This window comes from Streptomyces sp. JJ66 (assembly GCF_019303495.1).
In the GTDB taxonomy this organism is placed as follows: Bacteria; Actinomycetota; Actinomycetes; order Streptomycetales; family Streptomycetaceae; genus Streptomyces.
In genome coordinates this window covers 16,130-36,948 of sequence record NZ_JAEVFI010000012.1, presented here as the reverse complement: position 1 = coordinate 36,948, position 20,819 = coordinate 16,130, and the positions used below count along the sequence as shown (strand labels likewise).

Annotated in this window: 15 protein-coding genes; 8 read left to right on the top strand and 7 right to left on the bottom strand. The window is 74.4% G+C overall.

Annotation, left to right across the window (positions count from 1 at the left end; genetic code table 11):
* Nucleotides 1-38 precede the first annotated feature (38 nt).
* Nucleotides 39-1,217 carry an acyl-CoA dehydrogenase family protein gene (locus JJV70_RS11165; RefSeq protein ID WP_374227279.1) on the bottom strand — a complete coding sequence of 393 codons (1,179 nt, stop codon included), beginning with the start codon at nt 1,215-1,217 and terminating at the stop codon, nt 39-41.
* Nucleotides 1,218-1,326: 109 nt separating this feature from the next.
* Between JJV70_RS11165 and JJV70_RS11160 the strand changes: the two genes are divergently transcribed.
* Entirely contained in the window at nt 1,327-3,069 is a 1,743-nt protein-coding gene (locus tag JJV70_RS11160) for a CoA transferase (RefSeq protein ID WP_219047686.1), read from the top strand.
* Nucleotides 3,066-4,748, top strand: coding sequence for a class I adenylate-forming enzyme family protein (locus tag JJV70_RS11155; protein WP_219047685.1), 1,683 nt, complete (start codon nt 3,066-3,068; stop codon nt 4,746-4,748). The genes JJV70_RS11160 and JJV70_RS11155 overlap by 4 nt, the downstream gene beginning before the upstream one ends.
* A gap of 161 nt (nt 4,749-4,909) precedes the next feature.
* Here the strand turns inward: JJV70_RS11155 and JJV70_RS11150 are convergent, their stop codons facing one another.
* From JJV70_RS11150 to JJV70_RS11130, 5 genes are all read right to left on the bottom strand, one after another.
* Nucleotides 4,910-5,749, bottom strand: a complete 840-nt coding sequence (locus tag JJV70_RS11150) for a metal ABC transporter substrate-binding protein (protein ID WP_219047684.1) — start codon at nt 5,747-5,749, stop codon at nt 4,910-4,912.
* On the bottom strand, nt 5,707-6,576 hold the full coding sequence (locus JJV70_RS11145; RefSeq protein ID WP_219047683.1) for a metal ABC transporter permease: 870 nt from the start codon (nt 6,574-6,576) through the stop codon (nt 5,707-5,709). The genes JJV70_RS11150 and JJV70_RS11145 overlap by 43 nt, the downstream gene beginning before the upstream one ends.
* A complete protein-coding gene (locus JJV70_RS11140) occupies nt 6,573-7,214 on the bottom strand; it encodes an ABC transporter ATP-binding protein (RefSeq protein ID WP_219047682.1) in 642 nt (213 codons plus the stop codon). The genes JJV70_RS11145 and JJV70_RS11140 overlap by 4 nt, the downstream gene beginning before the upstream one ends.
* A 254-nt stretch (nt 7,215-7,468) precedes the next feature.
* Entirely contained in the window at nt 7,469-9,178 is a 1,710-nt protein-coding gene (locus JJV70_RS11135) for a DUF6297 family protein (protein ID WP_219047681.1), read from the bottom strand.
* A gap of 136 nt (nt 9,179-9,314) precedes the next feature.
* On the bottom strand, nt 9,315-10,013 hold the full coding sequence (locus JJV70_RS11130) for an ABC transporter ATP-binding protein (protein WP_219047680.1): 699 nt from the start codon (nt 10,011-10,013) through the stop codon (nt 9,315-9,317).
* 145 nt (nt 10,014-10,158) lie between these two features.
* On the opposite strand from JJV70_RS11130, the gene JJV70_RS11125 reads away from it, so the two are divergent.
* From JJV70_RS11125 to rox, 5 genes are all read left to right on the top strand, one after another.
* The gene (locus JJV70_RS11125; protein WP_219047679.1) at nt 10,159-10,917 is read left to right on the top strand and encodes an SDR family NAD(P)-dependent oxidoreductase; all 759 of its coding nucleotides are present in this window, start codon (nt 10,159-10,161) and stop codon (nt 10,915-10,917) included.
* 172 nt (nt 10,918-11,089) lie between these two features.
* Nucleotides 11,090-12,181 carry a hypothetical protein gene (locus tag JJV70_RS11120; RefSeq protein WP_219047678.1) on the top strand — a complete coding sequence of 364 codons (1,092 nt, stop codon included), beginning with the start codon at nt 11,090-11,092 and terminating at the stop codon, nt 12,179-12,181.
* A gap of 77 nt (nt 12,182-12,258) precedes the next feature.
* Entirely contained in the window at nt 12,259-12,975 is a 717-nt protein-coding gene (locus tag JJV70_RS11115) for a DUF3558 domain-containing protein (protein WP_257573768.1), read from the top strand.
* 285 nt (nt 12,976-13,260) lie between these two features.
* Nucleotides 13,261-14,928, top strand: coding sequence for a glycosyltransferase (locus JJV70_RS11110; RefSeq protein ID WP_219047677.1), 1,668 nt, complete (start codon nt 13,261-13,263; stop codon nt 14,926-14,928).
* Between the two features lie 405 nt (nt 14,929-15,333).
* Complete coding sequence (gene rox / locus JJV70_RS11105; RefSeq protein ID WP_219047676.1) at nt 15,334-16,776, top strand: rifampin monooxygenase; 1,443 nt, start codon at nt 15,334-15,336, stop codon at nt 16,774-16,776.
* 85 nt (nt 16,777-16,861) lie between these two features.
* Here rox and lysS read toward each other — a convergent pair whose 3' ends face one another.
* A complete protein-coding gene (gene lysS, locus JJV70_RS11100; RefSeq protein ID WP_219047675.1) occupies nt 16,862-18,586 on the bottom strand; it encodes a lysine--tRNA ligase in 1,725 nt (574 codons plus the stop codon).
* Between the two features lie 376 nt (nt 18,587-18,962).
* Between lysS and argS the strand changes: the two genes are divergently transcribed.
* On the top strand, nt 18,963-20,753 hold the full coding sequence (gene argS, locus JJV70_RS11095) for an arginine--tRNA ligase (protein ID WP_219047674.1): 1,791 nt from the start codon (nt 18,963-18,965) through the stop codon (nt 20,751-20,753).
* Nucleotides 20,754-20,819 lie beyond the last annotated feature (66 nt).

The window sequence follows — 20,819 nt, the reverse complement described above, 5'->3', positions numbered from 1 at the left end:
GGCTGGCGGGGAATCACGTGCCGTTTCCCTGCCAGCCCTTAGCCCTGCTCCGCCCGCAGCACGCGCCGTGCCACAGAGGTGATGTGCAGTTCGTCGGGGCCGTCGAGGATGCGGGCCGCGCGGCCCGTGCGGAACAGGGCGGGGAGCGCGGTGTCCGGGCCGAGCCCCGCCGCGCCGTGGACCTGGATCGCGGCGTCGGCCACCAGGTGGAGGGTGCGGGCCGCCGCGACCTTGGCCAGTCCCACCTCCACGTGGGCATCGACGCCCGCGTCGATGCGGGAGACGGCCTCGTGGATCAGGGGCCGGGTCGTGCGCAGGGACAGCAGTGACTCGAAGACGTGGCGCTGGACGAGTTGCAGGTCACCGAGCGGTCCACGCGAACGCGAGCGGGTGACGGCGCGCTCCCGCATGAGGTCGAAGGCACGGCGGGCCTGGCCGAGCCAGCGCAGGCAGCGCAGGGTACGGCCGAGCTGGAGCCGTTCGGCGGCGACGGCGAGTGCCTGGCCGCGTGCGCCGATCAGGTGGTCGGCGTCCACCGCGACGCCGTCGAGAGCGATCTCCGCCTGCCCCGAAGCACCGAACACGGGCAGCTCGCGCACCACCCGGAAACCTCGGGCGGCGGTCGGCACCAGCACCAGGGACAGTCCGTCCCGGTCCGCGGGCCGCTTGTCCGTGCGCGCCAGCACCGTGACGACGTCGGCGGTCTCGCCCCCACTGACGAACCACTTGCCCCCCGTCAGCCGCCAGCCGCCCCCGGTGTCCACGGCGCGGGTGGCGGTGAGGAACGGGTCGGTACCGGGCACGTCCGGCTCGGTCATCGCGTAGGCGGCCCGCAGCTCCCCGGCGACCAGCGGTGCGAGGTAGCGCTCGCGCACCCGTGGGCTGCCGTGCCGCCCCAGCATGAGCGCGTCCAGCAGGGATGCCGATCCCAGGGCCGCCGGTCCGTGATCGCTGGCGCCCTCCGCCTCCGCGACATGGGCGTACGCCCGCAGCCCGAGCCCCTGGCCACCCAGTTCGGCGGGCAGGGGCAGCGCCCACAGGCCCCGCTCTTCCGCCTCCTGGCGCAGTCGGCGCAGCGTCCGGGCCGCTTCGGGGCCACCGCCGTCCAGGACGCGTTCGCAGGGCACGACGCGGGAGCCGACGAAGTCCGTCACCCGATCCCTCAACTCCCGCACCTCAGGCGGACACTGCGGGTCACCGAGCATCTCGTCCAGCACGTCTCCCCCACCTTTCAGGGAACTTGGGCTCCCACCGGCCCGACTGTCTGTCCGTGGAACCAGTCGGGGGTGATCGCCTCCGGGTTCCCGCGCGGCAGGAAGGAGAGGCATGACACCACCAGCCACACCCGCCATCGCGCAGACGTCCCGGCCCCTCGACGGACTGCGCCTGCACGCCCCGGGCCACCCGGGACCGGCGCACGCGCTCATCGCGGAACACCTGCGGCTGCTCGGCGCGGAGGGGACCGGACCGTCCGGCGAGCACATCTCCCTCACCGGCCCCGGACACGGCCAGCTCACCGCCCACGTGACCTGGGGCGAGCAAGCCCTCGACGAGGCGACCGCGCAGGCGGCGACCGGCATCATGGCCGTGCACGGCCGCCGGGACGGATCACCCCGGGGGCTCGCCGCCGACTACGCCGCCACCGCCGCGGGCGTGCTGGCCGTGCAGGGGCTGCTGGCCGGGCTCCTCGCCCAGGCGCGCGGCACCCGGGTGGAGAGCGCCGAGGTCAGCGTCGAACGGGCCGGTCTGCTCGCCGTCTCGCAGTATCTCGCCGCCGCCGGTGCCGAGGAGGCCGAGGCCGCCGAGATCGCACCGGGTGGTCCGCCGTTCACCACCTCTGACGGGATCGTGTTCGAGCTGGAAACACTCGACGCGGGTGCGTGGGCCGCCTTCTGGCGCACCCTCGGCGCCCCGCCGGACGCGGTACGACGCGGCTGGCACCCCTTCCAGTTCCGGTACGCCACCGCCTGCGCGCCCCTTCCGCAGGCGCTGCACGACTCGGCCCGCGACCACCGCTGGGAGCGCGTACGGGAAGCGGCCCGGTCCTCCGGAACCGAGGTGTGCGCCCTGCGCACCCTCACCGAGCGGGCCAGCGAGTACGACGGTGCCCCACCCTGGAAACTGACGGCCCACGCCGCGTCGTACGACGGGTCCGGCCCACCACCGCCCGTGGACGCCCCGCTGGCCGGGCTGACCGTGCTGGAGGCGGGCCGCCGCATCCAGGCGCCGCTCACCGCGCATCTGCTGGGCCTGCTCGGCGCCGACGTGGTGCGCGTCGAGCCGCCGGGCGGTGATCCGCTGCGCGGCATGCCACCGGCCTGCTCGGGCGTCTCGGCCCGCTGGCTCGCGCTCAACCGGGGAAAGAAGGCCGTCGAGGTGGACATCAAGTCCGCCGCCGACCGCGAGCGGCTGCGCGCGATGGCGGCGGACGCCGACGTGTTCCTGCACAACTGGGCGCCCGGCAAGGCCGCCGCGCTCGGGCTGGACCACGAGGACCTGGCTGCCGCCCACCCCGCTCTCGTCTACGCGTACACCAGCGGCTGGGCGGACCGGCTGACCGGGGCGCCGATGGGAACCGACTTCATGGTGCAGGCCCGCACCGCCGTGGGGGAAGCGGTGCGGCCCGTGGACGAGCAGCCCGTGCCGTCCCTGATGACGCTGCTCGACGTGCTCGGAGGACTCCTCGGGGCCGAGGCCGTCCTCGCGGGTCTGCTGCTGCGCCAGCGCACGGGAGCGGGCGTGCGGGTGGACTCGTCCCTGCTCGGAGCGGCCGACGTGCTGACCGCGCCGGCGCGAAGCCGCGCCGTCCAGGGCCTCGACCCGCGCCGCCCGGCCGGGTTCCGCCGCCCCGTGCCCACGGCCGACGGCTGGATCGCCCTTCCCGACCACGCCGCTGTCCCCCACGACGTGCGCCGCCTCCCCACAGCCCAGGCGCTGGAGCGGCTGCACGCGCGCGGCACGGCCGCCGTCCCGGTCGTCACCGACCTCGCCGCTCTGCTCTCCTGCGGCCCGATCAGCCGCGACGCCCATGGCTCGCCCGCCGTGCCCGCCCCCTGGAGGTTCGCATGACCGTCGCCCTGCCCGACCTGCTGCCCGCCACGCTGCGCCGTACCTGGGCCGTGGAAGGCACCTGCCCCGACCTGGACCTCTACAGCCTCTACCGCGCCCGCCAGAGCGCCGACCCGCACCGGACGGCCGTCCTCGACGCCAAGGGGAAACTCTGTTACACCGCGCTGGACCGTAAAGCCCGCTGCCTGGCCGCCGGGCTCTTCGGCCTTGGCATACGAGCCGGTGACATCGTCGGCGTCCAGCTACCCAACGGCCGCGACGCCGTCATCGCGGACCTCGCTCTCGCCGCTCTGGGCGCGGTGGCCCTGCCCTTCCCGGTCGGCCGGGGCGGACGCGAGGCGGCCTCGCTGCTGCGCAGATCGGAGGCGGTCGCGGTGATCGCGGCGGCCGAGCACCGGGGCAGCCGCCACGCGGCCGACCTGATGGAACTGACGGATGAGCTGCCCGCCCTGCGCACGGTCGTCGCCGTGGGGCCAGCGGGCACCGCACCGCAGGGAGCCATCCCGATGCCGACCCTGATGCGCACGGACCCGAAGACGTTCCTGCCGGCCCGCCCCGACCCCGACTCCGCCGCCCGCATCCTCGTGTCCTCCGGGTCGGAGTCCGAGCCGAAGATGGTGGCCTACTCGCACAACGCCCTGGCCGGAGGCCGGGGCAACTTCCTCGGCTCCCTCATCCCGGACGGGCGCCCGCCGCGCTGCCTCTTCCTGGTCCCGCTGGCGTCCGCGTTCGGCAGCAACGGCACCCCGGTCACCCTCGCCCGGCACGGCGGAACCCTGGTCCTGCTCGACCACTTCACCCCGGACGCCGCGCTTCAGGCGCTGGCGGAACACGAACCCACCCATGTGCTGGGTGTGCCGACCATGTTCCGCATGATGCTGGACCGGCTCACCGAGGGTGCGCACCGGACGTTCACTCCGCCCACGGCCGTGGTCGTCGGCGGCTCGCCCCTGGACGAGGCCACCGCGGCCGAGGCCCGCTCGGTCTTCGGCTGCCCGGTCGTCAACCTCTACGGCTCCGCCGACGGCGTCAACTGTCACACCGGGCTGGGGCACGGCTCCCCCGGCCGCGACGGGCGCCCCGGCATCGCCGCCGGACAACCAGACCCCCGGGTCGCCGACATCCGGATCGCCGTCCCCGGCACCCGTGAGGTGCGGGAGGTCAGCGCGGGCACGGTGGGGGAGATCGTCGCCCGGGGTCCGATGACCCCCCTGTGCTACGTCGCCGCTCCCGGCCTCAACACCCGCTACCGCACCGAGGACGGCTGGGTGCGCACCGGAGACCTCGGCCTCATTGACGAAGACGGCACACTCCGGGTCGTCGGACGGCTGAAGGACGTCGTGATCCGTGGCGGGGCGAACATCAGCCCGGCCGAGGTCGAGGTCGAACTGGCCGGGCACCCCTCGGTCCGGGACGTGGTCTGCGTCGGCGTGCCCGACCCGCTGATGGGCGAGCGGCTCGCGGCCTGCGTCGTGCCCAGGGAGGCGGCGGCGCCCACGCTGGAAGAGCTGTGCGCCCATCTGGACACGCGAGGTCTGGAGCGGCGCAAGCATCCCGAGCGCCTGTTGGTGTTGCGTGAACTGCCCCTGACTCCGGCCGGCAAGCCGGACCGGGCGGACCTGCGGGAGCGGTGTGCGCCCGAGGCGGAGCGGCAGCGGCCCCTGGCCTCGGCCGGGTGATCCGCCGGACGACGAGGGCCGCCCGGTCTTCCGAGCGGCCCCTTCCGTGCTCGACTTCCGTGCCCGACCTCGGTGCCCGACCTCGGTGCCCGACTTCCCGATCGACGCGCGGACCCGCCGGTACGCCGCCGTGCGGCCCGCAGCCCGCACGGCGGCGTACCTCAGGAGGCGTTCAACGCCTTCTCCAGCGTCGTCGCCGCGTTCTGGTAGACGGTCAACAGGTCCAGGTCCTTGCCCGGGTAGTTGACGATCGCTACCTGGCGCGCACCCGAATCGGGCAGCACGGTGCCGGTGGACATGTGCGCGTTGTCGAGCACCAGTTGCGGCTTCTTCCCGGACAGGTCGGACAGCTGCTGGGCCGTCACCGCCTCCGGGCCGTACGTACCGACCACCTCGGCTCCGGCCAGCTTCGCCGACCAGGCGGAGAACACCTGGGCGACGGCGGTGGGGGCCTCGCCGTCCGGCCAGGCACGCTTGAGGTCCTCCCGCAGCGTGGCGTACTCGGTGTCGAACGAGGTGATCCACGTGGCGGCGGCCGCCTCGGTGCCGAACATCTTGCCCAGCCGCGTCACCTCGGCCTTGGCCTGGTCCGCGTCGTTGTCGAGGTTGACCTCGACCAGTTCGGCCTCGCCTCCGGCGGCCTCCTTGAACTTCTCGGCGTACGGCTCGAAGGGCGCGTACAGCACGAAGTCAGCGTCCGCCACGGCCGCGAGGTCGGAGGGCTTCGGATCGTAGTCGGGAGCGTGCTGCACCGCCTCCGGCACGATGACCGTGAGGTCCTCGGCGCCCGCGGCTTTGGCGAACGCTCCTTCCCAACTGGTCGTGGCGACCACGACCGGGCCGGTGTCCTTCCCCGCAGCGTCCGCACTGGACGCGCCGGACGCGCCGGACGCGGGCGAAGAGGTGTCGCCTCCCCCACCACAGCCGGTGGCCGCCGTCAGGAAGACCGCGCTGAAGCTCAGTGCGAGGAGGGGAGTGATGCGGAGGCGGGTGCGCGCCATGAGCTGATTCTCCGTTCGGGTAGGAGGTGGACGGCGAGGACAACCACGCCAGCGGTGAGGACCAGGACGGGGCCGGGCGGCCAGTCGAAACGGAGCGCGACCAGAAACCCGGTCAGGTTGACGACGACGCCGATGCCCACGGCCCAGGCGGTGACGGACAGCAGGGAACTCCCCAGCCGCCGGGCGGCGAGAGCCGGAAGGAGCGTCAACGCGTCAACGAGAAGGGCGCCGGTGAGCTTGATGGCTCCGGCGACGGACACCGCCACCAGGACCAGCAGCACGAGGGTGAGCCGCTCCACCCGCACGCCCGAGGAGAGGGCGAGTTCGCGGTCATGGAGCAGGAGCGCGATGTCTGCGCGACGCCACCAGAACAGGGCCGGTACGACGACGGCCAGCGCCACGAGCAGCCACAGGTCGGCGGTACCGACCGAGAGTATGGAACCCCAGAGCAGGGCGAAAGCACCCGCCGCGTTGACGCCGGAGACGGCCAGCACGAGCAGGGCGGCGGCGATCGCCAGGCTCATCAGCAGGCCCATGGCGCCCGACAGGCCGTCCGGAGTCCGGGCCAGCGGAGCGACTCCGGCACCGGCGAGGGCACAGGCCACCAGCGCGCACAGCATGGGATCGAGCCCGGTCAGCAGCCCGACAGCGATGCCCAGGAGCGCGACGTGCATCATCGCGAACCGCACCGGCATGATGTCGAGACCCACGATGACGACACCGATCACCGGCAGTCCGACCGCCGCCACCAGCAGGGCGATACCGGCCCGCTGGACGGGCACGAGCTGGAGGAGCTGACCGACGTCAGCCGCGACCAGAGCACTCACCGGACCTCCCGCAGCCGCCCCGCGGCCATCTCCAGCACCCGGTCGCAGCGCTCGGCCAGCGCCCGGTCATGGGTGACGACCACGACGGTCACCGGCAGGGAGAGCAGCACGTCGGCCGCCTCCTCCTGACCGGAGAAGTCGAGAGCGGCCGTGGGCTCGTCGGCGAGGAGGACGCCCGCCCCGGCCGCGACACAGCCGACCGCCCGCGCCAGGTACATGCGCTGGAGCTGTCCACCGGACAACGTGTGCAACGGGCGGTCGGCCAGCTGCCCGACCCCTAGCTTGTCCGCCGCTGCCACCGCCTCCGTGGCCGCGCCCGCGCCCGCGCTCGCCAGCAACTCGCCCCCCAGCAGCGGAAACCGGCCAGCCGCCGGCTTCTGCGGAATCCACGCGCACGCGCGTCTCCGCCACGCCCACTCGGCCGCGCCCCGGGTGTCCCGGCCGCCCACCAGAATCCGGCCAGCGACCTGCCGGTGCAGCCCCAGCACGGCGCGCAGCAGCGTGGTCTTGCCCGACCCGTTGGTACCGGTCAGCGCAACACGCTGGCCGCGCCCGATGTCGAGCTCCACCTCGCGCACGGCCTCGACCCGGCCATGCCGGCACACGACGCCGGACATCCGGACTTCCAACCCTTCCATGCCACCTCCCCGGCTCCTCACAGCAGTCGGGCAGGAGAGGCGGTCAGTTCCCGCGGTGCCGAAGAATCCGGAACCGGGCCGGTAACGGCCCTGCCGCTGCCGTCACCAACGCGGACGCCCGACGTGGAACACACGTCCTCCGGCCCACCCGGCAGGGTCCCGGCCCTACGCCGCGCCTCCCGGGAGCGCGCGGTGACGCGGTTTCGGGAGGCGCGGAAGGGGTCACGCGCGTGGCGGGGTGAGGATGCGTGGCCTCAGTCGCCGCGACGCGCGGTGTGGTGCGCCCAGAGGAGGTGGAGGACGGCGGCGCCCAGGAGCCCCGGGGTCCACGGCATGGCGAGGAGGCCGGTGGGGGCGGCGACGAGGAGGGGTGGGGCGGTGAGGAGCAGGGCGGCGAGGGGGCCGCGAAGGTACCAGACGGCCATCTGGAACGGGGCCGTGTTGCCGAACGGGGTCTCCACGCCGAGGGCGACGTGCGCGGGCATGCTGCCCCGGTAGGCGCTGACCAGGGCCGCACCCACCATGGTCGGCGCGGCCAGGAACAGCACCGGCCAGCCGGGGTGCCCCGCGCCGGTGAGGGCGGCGGCGCCCAGGGCGAGCGCGAGGGCCGACAGCAGGGCGGCGGCCGGTATGACGGCGTGCCACAGGGCGAGGGTGCCGCGGGCGTACGGGAGCGTCCCGGCGCGCCGGGGGTCGTCGCCGTCCACCCGGGCGGGCTCGGCCAGCTGCGCGGCGGCGGCGTACAGGGCCGCGAGCGCCAGGAGGGACAGCAGCACCCGGTGCGGCGGCGCCCCGCCCGCTGCGGCGGCCGAAGCGGTGAGGGCGACGGCCAGCGCGGTGGCGGCCCACGCCAGCCGGGCCGGGGCCCGCAGCAGCCCGGTGGCATCGCGCCAGGGGACGAGCAGCCAGGGGTGCCGGGGTACGGGCAGCCGCAGCCGGGCGCGTCCGGCGCGCCGGTGCGGAGCCAGCACGGTGCGCCTGGCCTGGCGGAACTGAAGCGAGTACAGCGACGCCGTCACCTCACCGAGGGTGCGCGCGCGGCGGCGCAGGGCGTCTCCCGGAACCCGGGGGGCCGCGTGCGAGCACCACACCGCGACGGCGGCAAGCAGAGCGAGGAGGGCGCCGCTCGCCACCGGCCACACCGGCGCCTGCCCACCCGCCGCCGCCAGCAGGGGTTGCACCGCCCACCCCCAGGGGCCCGACCACAGCAGCACCCGCCCCACCCCGTGCGGCACGCCCCCGGCCTGCGCCCACACCGCCAGCGTCAGCAGAACGCCAACGACCGCCCACCCGGGCGCGAACAGGCGGGGTCCGAGCCGGAGCACGGCACGGTCGTACCGCTCGACCAGCACGCCGACGGCCACGCACGCTCCCGCCAGCGTCGCGCCCGCCCACGCCCCCGCTCCCGCGCCACCGCTGGCCGAGCCGCCGGGCAGCGTGCCGAGAACGAACCCGGCCACCGCACCGGCCACCGCACCGACGGCCACGCCACCTCCGGTGACCGCCGCCAGCCGGGGCAGTAACAGGCGGCGCCGCGACAGGGGTTGCGGCAGCGCCCACCCGGCACCGGGCAGGCTGACGCCGACCGGGCCGTGCCAGGCCGCGTGCCGCGCGGCGAGCAGCACGGCGACCGCCCACAGCGCCGGGAGCGTGCCGGCGAGCCCGTCCCGCACCCGGGTGAGACCGCCGACACCGGCCCACCAGGACCCGTCGGCGGCGGTCAGCAGATAGGGGCCGCCCAGCATCACCGTGACGACGAGCAGCCCGTACAGCGTGGTCGCGGCCCCGCGCCGACGCGCGCGCCGCCCCTCCTGCCCCGCCGCGCGCAGGTAGGCAAGCGCCTCCCGTCCAGCGGCGTCCCGCCCGCGCGCGCTTCCCACCCCGGGGCACGACCCCGCCAGCGGTGAGCACGCCTCCGACTCCGGCGCGGGCGGCTCCGGCGCGGGCGGCTCCGGTTCGCTCAACTCCGGCCCTCGCCGCTCCGGTTCGCCCGGCTGCGGCACGCGGGGCTCCGGTACGCCCCGCTCCGACCCACCCAACTCCGCTCCATGCCAACCCCGTTCGTCCCGCTGCGGCACGCGTGGCTCCGGTGGGTTCGGGTCAGGCACGGGGCTGGGCCAGACGCTCCGGGGGCGTGGGGGCCAGGTGGCCCGATTCCAGGGCGAGGGTGCGGTCAGCGGCGTGGTGGGCGAGGTGGGGGTCGTGGGTGGCCAGGAGGACGGCGACGCCGCGTGCGGTGTGGGCGCGGAGGCGGTCGGCTAGCTCGGCGCGGGCCCGGGAGTCGAGGCGCTGTTCCGGCTCGTCGAGCACAAGCAGCTCGTGCGGCCGGACGAACGCGCTGGCCAGCAGCAGGGCCTGGGTCTGGCCGGAGGACAGGGTGCCGGGCAGCGCGTCGGCGTGTTCGGTGAGGTGGTGTTGGTCCAGCACGTGGTCCACGGCGGCGTCGGCACCGGCGCCCAGGCCGTGGGCGAGCGCGACGAACAGCAGGTGTTCGCGGACGGTGAGGTCAGGGTAAAACACCGCCGCGTCCAGCACGGTGGCGATACGGGCGCGGGTGGCCGGATCGTCCTCGTCCAGCACGGCTCCCCCGAACTCCACGCGACCCGTGGTGGGTTGCTCGCGCCCGGCGGCCAGGCGCAGCAGCGTGGACTTGCCGCAGCCGTTGGGCCCGACCAGCGCCACGCACTCCCCCGGCACGACGGCCAGCGAGACGCCGTGCAACACCGCCCGGTCCCCGTACGCGTGCGTCACATCCGCCACCCGCAGCAGCGCCCGCGCGGAGCGCTCCGGTTCGCCCATAGTCGTCCCCTCCCCCGTAGCCCCCCGTGATCACACGTCTCCCCCGTGATCACGTCTGCTCGTCCATAGTGCCGCACCGGTAGCCTGCGGGCGCGGGCCGACGTCGTCGGCAGCACACCGCCGTACGCCACCAGGAGGGCATCGCATGAGCAGCCGGACCGCCGTCGTCACCGGAGCCAGCAGCGGGATCGGCGCGGCGACCGCGCGGCAGCTGGCCGCCGCCGGGTACCGCGTCGTGCTCACCGCCCGCCGCGCGGAGCGCATCGAGGCGCTGGCCAAGGAGCTGACGGCCGCCGGACACGCCGCCGAGGCCCGGCCGCTGGACGTGACCGACCGCGCGGCCGTGGACGCCTTCGCCGCCGGGCTCGGCTCGGTCGAGGTGCTCGTCAACAACGCGGGCGGCGCCCTCGGCACCGAGCCGGTGGCCACCGGCGACCCGGCCGACTGGCGCAGCATGTACGAGGTCAACGTCCTCGGCGTGCTGCACATGACGCAGGCGCTGCTGCCCGCGCTGACCGCCTCCGGCGACGGCACGGTGGTCGTCGTCTCCTCCACTGCCGGGTTCGCCGTCTACGAGGGCGGAGGCGGGTACGCCGCCGCCAAGTACGGCGCCCACGCGCTGACGGAGACGCTGCGGCTGGAGCTGTGCGGCGAGCCGGTGCGCGTCATCGAGATCGCCCCGGGCATGGTGCACACCGAGGAGTTCGCCCTCACCCGCTTCCGGGGCGACGCGGACCAGGCCGCCGCCGTCTACGCGGGCGTGCCGAATCCGCTGAGCGCCGACGACGTCGCCGAGACGATCGCCTGGGCCGTCACCCGCCCCGCCCACGTCAACGTGGACCTGCTGGTCGTCCGCCCCCGCGCCCAGGCGTCCAACCGCAAGGTGCACCGCGCACAGGGGTGAGGCGGCGGGCGCCGCGCCCCGGGCGGCGGCGCGACGTCGCGGGGCAGAGTACGGGCGGGCGCCCGGGAACCGGCGCCCGCCCACCGTGACGTTTCTCAACCCCCACACAAGCCAGACATAGCGCCCCATATACGCTGGCGCGCCGGACGCCTGTGGGGCGGTTGCGGTAGACATGGGTTCTGCCGTCACCCACACGGCGCACCGCCGCAGGCGGGTGACGTTCGACCGTACGAGCACCGGGGAGGCCACCGTGCAGCGCAGGACGTACCTGGGCGGCGTCGCGGTGCTCGCGACGCTGGCCGCGGTCGTGACCGGCTGCACCAGCGGCTCCGCGAACGGCGGCCAAACGCGCGAGGGCACCTCCGACGCGGCCGGCAAGGCCAGGCCGACCGTGCCACCGGGCCGCTACCGCACCCTGCCCGAACCCTGCGGCGCGCTGAATCAGGACACCCTGCGCGCGGCCCTCTACCCCGGCCAGGAGGCCGACGCCACCGGCCCGGAGGCGGTGACGGCCGCGCTGGAGGGCACGGCCGCCGTCACCTACGACACCGACCGGCGCGTCGGCTGCTCCTGGCAGAGCACCACCGCGCGCGGCAGCCGCCACCTCACCGTGGATCTCGAACGCGTCGTCTCCTACGACCCCGCCGTCAGCGACAACGACCGCGCGGCGGAGCTGTACGAGGAGCGCGCCGAGAAGGCGGACATCCCGGACGCGGCCCCGCCCACGGAACCGCCGGCCGACGCGGAGCCCTCCGCCGATCAGTCCGCCGACGAGTCCACGGGCCAGCCCACCGCCGACCCCCAGAGCTCCAACGCGTCCCCCGGCCCGGCGTCCCCCGACGCGGCACCCGAACCCGACGCGACCACGGAAGCGGAGGCGGAACCCGGCTCCGAAGCCGAAGCCGAAGCGCCTGACGCGACCGACGCCGACACCGACGCCGATCCCCGCGCCACCCGCACCCCCGCCGACGGCACCGCACCCGGCGCCACCGCCACTGCCTCCGGCGCCACCGCCCCCGATCCGGCGCTCGCCCCCCGCCCCCTGGACGGTCTCGCCGAAGCCGCCTACCTCGACGACGAGCTGGCCACCGCAGACGCCGGGGTCCACCGCGACATCACGCTGGTCTTCCGCACCGGCAACGTCATCGTCACCGTCGAGTACGACCAGTGGTCCACCGACAAGCGCCGCCTGCCCGACAGCGAGGAGTTGCAGGAGCAGGCCCGGCGCCTGGCCCAGCAGCTCGCCGAGCGGCTGGACGGCTGACCGGAGACCGGGCACCGAGAAGGCCACCCACACCGGCCACCGAGACTGGACACCGACACCGGGAAAGCGAACACACCATGCTCCGACAGACCGCCACCTCCACCCGCCGGACCGGCGCCACCCGGCTGGGCCGCGCGCTCGCCCTGACCGCCGTGCCGGTGCTGCTGGTCGCCAGCTGCTCCGGCGGCTCGGACGACGCCAAGGGCGAGGCGGACAAGCCGTCCCCCAGCGCGTCCAGCGCGCCGCCGAAGCCAGCACCGGTGAAGTTCGCCGAACTGCCGGACGCCTGCAAGGCGCTGCCCAAGGACACGGTCAAGGACGTCGTGCCCGGGGTGAAGGACGAGAAGGGCAAGGCCCTGCGCTCCAAGGACACCGACAGCTACACCAGCTGCCTGTGGACGGGGCTGGACGAGTACGACTACCGCTCGCTGACCGTCTCCCTGCGCCGCTACGAGTCCGACCTCAGCCTCGGCACCGGCGACGAGCGCGCCGCGAAGTACGCCGAGGAGCAGGTGGCGAAGGCCACCGGCGACAAGAGCCACAAGTCGGTGAAGGAGGCCGCACTGAAGGACGTGGGCGACAGCGCGACCAGCATCGGCTTCGACACCGAGGTCAAGGACAGCGACGCCGCAGGCGAGTACCGCAACCAGGTGATCGTCACCCGCACCGCGAACGTCGTCATCACCGTCGACTACTCCGGCACCGGCTTCGAGGACGCCAAGACCCCGAGCGCCGACACCATCCGCGAAGGCGCCGAAAAAGCCGCCAAGTCCGCCGTCTCCACCGTGAAGTAACGCCCCACCCACCGGGGCCAGCAGCACCCGAGCGCCTCGCCCCTCCCCAGCACGCCTCCGCACCGACCCCGGACAGACGTGCGCAGCACACCTGCCCGGGCACCTTCCCGCGCCACCGCCGGCCGGGCGCTGGGGCGCGGGTAGAGGTGGGGTGGGTCACAGCGCGCAACCGCGCTCCCCGGTGCGGCGGTCTGGTGATGCGCGGGCCACCGAACGGGACCCGTGGCGACCGCCGGGACGCTTCCCGGGCCGACCAGGTCGCGGGGAGAAACGGGGAGCGTCGCCGTGGTACGCCGCATCGCGCTCGGCTGCGCGGCCTTGCTGGCCGTGGCCGCCGTCGCCCAGCAGGTGATGATCGCTGTCGGCCGGGGAGGCTGGCTGCCGGGCTGGCAGCCGTGGCCGTACCTGCTGGCGGCCGTGCCGCTGTGGCTGCTGGCCGGACGTCCGCTGCCCGCACGCACGTGGGCACCGCCCCGGTGGCTGCTCCGCGTTCCTCCGTGGGTGCTGCTGTGCGGGGTCCTCGCCCTGACCGCCGTCGTCTGGGCGGCGCTTCAGGACTACGAGCCGTACCTCGGGCACGAGGAGGCCGTCTACGCGAACAAGGCCCGCTTCTGGCTGGACGGCACGCCCGACGCGGGCTGGGGTATCTACCGGCCGCCCGGCCTGCCCGCGCTCGGCTGGATAGCGCTGCACGTGCACCCCAGTGCCGGGATGCTGCGTCTCGTCGCGCTGCTGCTGACGCTGCTGACCCTGACCGTCACGTACCTGGTCGCCGCCCGCTGGACGACCCCTCGGCAGGCTGTCGTGGTCATGCTCCTGCTGCTGAGCGGCCTGGGGTTCCTGCGCCGCATGCCGGAATTCCTCAACGACATCGCCGCCACCGGACTCCTCCTGATCGTCGTATTCCTGCTGACCCGCGTGCAGGAACGGGACGGCGACGACCGGGCGGCCCGGATCGCCCTGCTGACCCTGCCCGGCGTCATCCTGGCCGCCTTCTACCTCCGCTACGGCGTCACCGGGAACCTGCTGGCGATCGTGCTGGCCGCCCTCCTCGTCTACGGGCCGCGGGTCTGGCTGGCCCACGCCCGGACGCTCGCGGTGGCGCTGAGCCTGCTCCTCGCGGGCCTGCTGCCACACTTCGTCTACGCCGTGCAGCTCACCGGACGACCCCTGGGCCTGATCCTCTCGGCGACCGAGCAGGCCAACCGGATCTTCGTCGGCGACGGCCTGCTCTACTACCTGCTGATCTTCCCGTACCGGCTGGCCGGGGACCTGGGCGCGGTGGTGATGACAGCCGGGCTGGCCGGCGCGGTGGCTGCCGCCCGGGCCGTCCGCCGGCGCGGCGGCACCGCGAGGGACCGGCGCCCGGCCTTCCTGGCGGCCACGGCGCTGCTCACGTTCGTCGTGCTGGGGCTCGCCACCGACGGGGAACCCCGGTTCGTCTACCTGCCCGTCATCCTGCTCACCGTGCTCGGGGTGCGGACGCTCGCCGAGCGGGCTGGCCGCCACCGCCCGGCTCTGCTCGGCGCGCTCGCCGGGCTCGCGCTCGTCACCGTACCGGCCACCGCGCAAGCCGTCGCCCACGGCGCGATGCCCGGCCCCACCCGGCAGGCCGCCTCCACGGTCCCGGTGGCCCGCGCCCTGGCCGCCGACGGCCGCCCCTGCCTGCTGGTCACCGGATACGAACCGGAGATGGGCTGGTATTCGGGCTGCGACGCCGTCACCTACCGCCAGTACCGCGCCATGAACCCGCCACCGCCCGCGACCACGGTCCACCTGGTCACCTTCGCACGCGGCAGGCTCCAGCCGGACGCCGCCGGGCTGACCGCCCTCACCCGCGGCCACCGCACCGACGTCCGCTCCTTCCCCGCTACCGGCCCCCTGGGCACCGCCACCGTCACCACGCTCCTGCCCGGCCCCCGCCCTCCCTCCCCGGGCGAGCCCGCTCCCTGACCCAGCTCGGGCGCTCCCGGGCCTGCCTGGCGCACCCGTGACCGTGTGCTCCAGACCAGGTGCCGAACACGGCGCCGCGCGCTGCCGGAAAGGCGTCCGCGCGTCTCGGCGGCTCAACCGCCACACCGGGAACGCCCCACCCAGGGGCCTCAGCGGGTGAACTGACCCGTCGCGGGCGTCGTCCCCCGTCGCGGACCCCGCTGGGCAACAAGAAAGGCAAGGAGGGAAACCCGCTCCTTGCCACTCTCAACCTATAGCGCATGGGGGGCCTTGCGGCAAGGGCCCGGTGAGGGTGCAGAATCGTCGGCCCGGGGCAGAACCTGCCGAAATCGGAGGTTTGCGCGGTGTGTGGGCTGGTGTCAGCACAGGTGAGTACCGCGCCCCGGCTCAACACTGGGGGTTTTCATGGTGGACGTGATCGTGGTCGGCGGTGGGCCGACGGGGCTGATGCTGGCCGGTGAGCTGCGGCTGCACGGCGTGCGGGTGGTGGTGCTGGAGCGGGAGGCGGAGCCGACCAAGGTGGTCCGCGCGCTCGGGCTGCACGTGCGCAGCATCGAGGTGCTGGACCAGCGGGGTCTGCTGGAGCGGTTCCTCGCGCTCGGCCAGCGGTACCCGGTGGGCGGCTTCTTCGCCGGGATCGACAAGCCCGCGCCGGATCAGCTGGATACCGCGCACGGGTACGTGCTGGGCATCCCGCAGCCCACCACCGACCGCCTGCTGGCCGAGCACGCCGCCGAGGTGGGCGCCGAGATCCGGCGGGGCGCCGAGGTGGTCGGGCTGAGCCAGGACGACCAGGGGGTGAGCGTCGAGCTGGCCGACGGCACGCGGCTGCGCTCGCGCTATCTCGTCGGCTGCGACGGGGGCCGCAGCACGGTGCGCAAGCTGCTGGGCGTCGGCTTCCCGGGCGAGCCCAGCACGGTGGACACCCTGTTGGGCGAGATGGCGGTGACGGCGTCGCCGGAGCAGTTGGCGGCCGCGACAGCTGACGTCCGCACGAGGGAGAAGCGGTTCGGTATCGGCCCGGTCGGGGAAGGGGTGTGCCGCGTCGTCGTACCCGCCGAAGGGGTGGCCGGGGACCGGTCGGCCCCGCCGACGATCGAGGAGTTCCAGCGGCAGCTGCGGGCGGTCGCCGGTACCGATTTCGGCGTGCACGCACCGCGCTGGCTGTCCCGTTTCGGCGACGCCACCCGGCTGGCCGAGCGCTACCGGACCGGCCGGGTGCTGCTGGCCGGGGACGCGGCCCACGTCCACCCACCGGTCGGCGGGCAGGGGTTGAACCTCGGCCTGCAGGACGCGTTCAACCTGGGCTGGAAGCTGGCCGCACAGACACGCGGCTGGGCGCCGGAGGGGCTGCTGGACAGCTACCACGCCGAACGCCACCCGGTGGCCGCCGACGTGCTGAGCAACACCCGCGCCCAGATGCAGCTGCTGTCCACCGACCCGGGTCCACGCGCCGTGCGCCAACTGGTGTCGGAGCTGATGGACTTCGAGGAGGTGAACCGGTACCTCGTGGAGAAGGTCACCGCGCTCGGCGTCCGCTACGACTTCGGCGCGGGGCACCCGCTGCTCGGGCGGCGGATGCGGGACGTGCGGTTGACGCGGGGGCGGCTGTACGCGTTGACGCACTCCGGGCGCGGCCTGCTGCTGGACCAGACCGGGCGGCTGTCGGTGGCGGGCTGGGAGGACCGGGTGGACCACGTCGTGGACGTCAGCGAGGAGCTGGACGTGCCCGGGGTGCTGCTGCGGCCGGACGGCCACGTCGCGTGGGCCGGTGCGGACCAGCGGGAGCTGACCGGCCAGCTCCCCACGTGGTTCGGCGCCCCCGGCGCCACCGCCCCACTGGCGTGACCACCACGCGGGCGTGACCAGCGCGCGGGCGTGACCAGCGCGCGGGCGTGAACGCACGCCGCGCAGCGCCCCGGCTGCTGGCCGCCTACGCGGACAGCAGCTTGCGGACGCGGTCGGCGCCGACGGCCAGCAGCAGGGTGGGCAGCCGGGGGCCGGTGTCGCGGCCGACCAGGAGGCGGTACAGCAGGGCGAAGAACGCGCGCTGGGCGGCCTTCAGCTCCGGGGTGGGCTTGGCGTCCGGCGCCAGCCCGGCCCGCACCTTGGGGACGCCGTAGACCAGCGTCGTCAGCCCGTCCAGCGACCAGTGGGTGTCCAGTCCGTCCAGCAGCAGGCGCAGGGCCTCGCGCTCGCCCTCGTCCAGGGACGCGAGCAGTTCGGTGTCCGGGGAGGTGCGCACCCGGGTGCGCTGGTCGGCCGGGACCTGGGTGGAGACCCAGTGGGCGGCGCGGTTCAGGCGCGGGCGGGTCTGGTCGAGCGCGGTGACCGGGCGCTCGGGGTCCAGCTCGCTGAGGATGCGCAGGGTCTGCTCGGGCGAGCCCTGGGTGACGTCCACGACGGAGGCCAGGGTGCGGTAGGGCAGCGGGCGCGGGGTGCGCGGCAGCTCCCCGGCGGCGGTGCGCACCGAGCGGTCGTAGGCGGCGACGTCGGCGGGCTGGGCGGTGCCGTCGGCGATGCGGCGCTCCAGCGCGTCCCACTCGTCGTAGGTGCGCTGGATCTCCTGGTCGAAGGCGACCTTGAACGACTGGTTCGGCTTGCGGCGCGTGTACAGCCAGCGCAGCAGCGGCGCCTCCATGATCTCCAGCGCGTCGGCCGGGGTGGGGACACCGCCGCGCGAGCTGGACATCTTCGCCATGCCGCTGATGCCGACGAACGCGTACATCGGCCCGATCGGCTGCCGCCCGCCGAACACCTCGCGCACGATCTGCCCGCCGACGACGAAGGAGGAGCCCGGCGAGGAGTGGTCCACGCCGGACGGCTCGAAGGTGACGCCCTCGTACGCCCAGCGCATCGGCCAGTCAACCTTCCACACCAGCTTGCCCCGGTCGTACTCGCGCAGCAGCACCGTCTCGGTGTGCCCGCAGGCGCAGGTGTAGGTCAGCTCCGTGGTGGCGTCGTCGTAGGCGGTGACGGTGGTGAGGTCCTTCTCGCACCTCCCGCAGTACGGCTTGTACGGGTAGTAGGCGCCGCCGGTGCCGCTGCCGTCGTCCTCGGCCGCCGCGCCGGAGCCCTCGGCGGCGGCCAGCTCCTCGGCGTCCACCGGCTTTTGCTGCTTCTTCGGGGCGGCGGGCTTCTGCTTGGTGCGGTAGCGGTCGAGCACGGCGTCAATCGCCTTGCGCTCCCGCATGGCCAGCAGGATCTGTTCCCGGTAGGCGCCGGAGGTGTACTGCTGGGTCTGGCTGACGCCCCGGTACTCCACGCCCAGCTCGGCGAGCGCGGTGATCAGCTCGGCCTTGAAGTGCTCGGCCCAGTTGGGGTGCTCGCTGCCGGGCGGCGCGGGCACGGAGGTGAGCGGCTTGCCGATGTGCTCGGACCAGGACGGGTCGATGCCGGCGGGGACCTTGCGGAAGCGGTCGTAGTCGTCCCAGGAGATGAGGTGGACGCACTCGTGGCCCCGGCGCCGGATCTCGTCGGCCACTAGGTGCGGCGTCATCACCTCGCGCAGGTTGCCCAGGTGGATCGGCCCCGAGGGGCTGAGGCCCGAGGCGCAGACGATGGGTTTGCCGGGCGCGTGGCGCTCCGCCTCGGCGATGACCTCGTCCGCGAATCGGGAGACCCAGTCGGTCTCGGTGCGTGGAGCCACGGTCGGCACGTCCTTCTTTCGCTCTGCTGGTTCCGGCTGTCGTTCGCGCTGCTGGTACGGCCTGTCGTCCGTGCGGCCATTGTCCCAGACGACCGGGCCTCCCCCGGCCAGCGGCGGCCCCACTGCCGTCCGGGCGGCCAGCTGCCGCCCAGCGTCCGGGCATCCGGGCCTCCCGGCGTCCGGGCGTCCGGGCGACCCGGCGTCCGGGCGACCCGGCGACCGGCGTCCGACCGGCTCACCCCCGGTGGCCGCCGCCCCGGTACCCCGACCTCCCACCGGCCGCGCCCGCCCCGTCCGGCGGGCGAAACGCCGTAGGTGCGCGGCGGCCCGCGTGGAATACTGCGCGTACCTGTACACACCCGCCGATCGGAACGGTTCAGCATCCATGGCTTCGGTCCCCTCACTCGCCGCAACGGTCCACCAGCGCGTCGCGAACGCCCTCTCGGCAGCCCTGCCGGAGGCCGCCGGAGCGGACCCGCTGCTGCGCCGAAGCGACCGGGCCGACTTCCAGGCCAACGGCATGCTGGCCCTGGCCAAGCGGGTGAAGGGCAACCCGCGCGAGCTGGCCGGGCAGGTCGTGGAGCGGCTGCCGCAGGATGACCAGGATGACGAGGTGATCGCGGGCATCGAGGTCTCCGGGCCCGGCTTCCTGAACATCTCCGTCACCGACGAGGCGATCGTGCGCACGCTCGCCGCCCGCTACGCCGACGAGCGCCTGGGCGTCCCGCGAGCGGAGCGGCCGGGCACCACCGTCATCGACTACTCACAGCCCAACGTCGCCAAGGAGATGCACGTCGGCCACCTGCGTTCGACGGTCATCGGCGACGCGATCACGCGCATCCTGGAGCACCAGGGCGAGCACGTGATCCGGCGCCACCACATCGGCGACTGGGGCACGCAGTTCGGCATGCTCACGCAGTACCTGATCGAGCACCCGCACGAGCTGGACCACGCCTCCGACACCGAGGGCGGCACCGAGGGCGGCGAGGCGGCGATCGCGCGGCTGAACCGGCTCTACCGGGTCTCGCGCAGCCGCTTCGAGTCCGACGAGGAGTTCAAGACCCGCGCCCGGGACCGGGTGGTCAAGCTCCAGAGCGGCGATGAGGAGACGCTGGCGCTCTGGCACAAGATCGTGGACGAGTCGAAGATCTACTTCCAGGCCACCTACGACCAGCTGGACGTCGAGATCCGCGACGCGGACGTGGTGGGCGAGAGCGCCTACAACGACGCGCTCCAGGACGTGGTGAAGGACCTGGAGTCCTCCGGCGTGGCCGTGCGCTCCGACGGCGCGCTATGCGTCTTCTTCGACGACGTCAAGGGCCCCGACGGCACGCCCACCCCGCTGATCGTGCAGAAGTCCAACGGCGGCTTCGGCTACGCCGCCACCGACCTGGCCGCCATCCGCGACCGGGTGGGCAAGCTGAGCGCGGACACGCTGCTCTACGTGGTGGACGCCCGGCAGTCGCTGCACTTCCGGATGGTCTTCGAGACCGCCCGCCGCGCGGGCTGGCTGCCCCAGGGCACGCAGGCCCGGCAGCTGGCGTTCGGCACCGTGCTGGGCAAGGACGGCAGGCCGTTCAAGAGCCGGGAGGGCGAGAGCGCGCGGCTGGTGGACCTGCTGGACGCGGCCGTGGAGCGCGCCGCCGTCGTCGTCCGGGAGAAGGCGCAGGACCTCAGCGAGGACGAGATCGCCGCGCTCGCGGCGCAGGTGGGCATCGGCGCGGTGAAGTACGCCGACCTGTCCACTTCCATGTCCCGCGACTACGTCTTCGACCTGGACCGCATGGTCTCGCTCACCGGCGACACCAGCGTGTACCTCCAGTACGCCTACGCGCGCATCCAGTCGATCCTGCGCCGCGCGGCGGCCGGTGACGTACGGCCACTCGCGCATCCGCACCTGCCGCTCGCCGGCGCGGAGCGGGCACTGGGCCTGCACCTGGACGAGTTCGCCGCGACGGTGGCGGCCGTGGCCGAGAGCTACGAGCCGCACAAGCTGGCCGCCTACCTGTACGGGCTGGCCTCGCACCTGACGACGTTCTACGAGCACTGCCCGGTGGTGAAGGAGGGCGTGGAACCGGCGACGTCCGAGAACCGCCTGTTCCTGTGCGACCTCACCGCGCGGACGCTGCACCAGGGCATGGCCCTCCTCGGCATCCGCACCCCCTCCCGCCTGTAGCGCCGCGCGCACCGCCGCCGGGGGGTTTCCGCTTCAGCGTGCTGCTGCGGTAACCCCCCGGCGGCG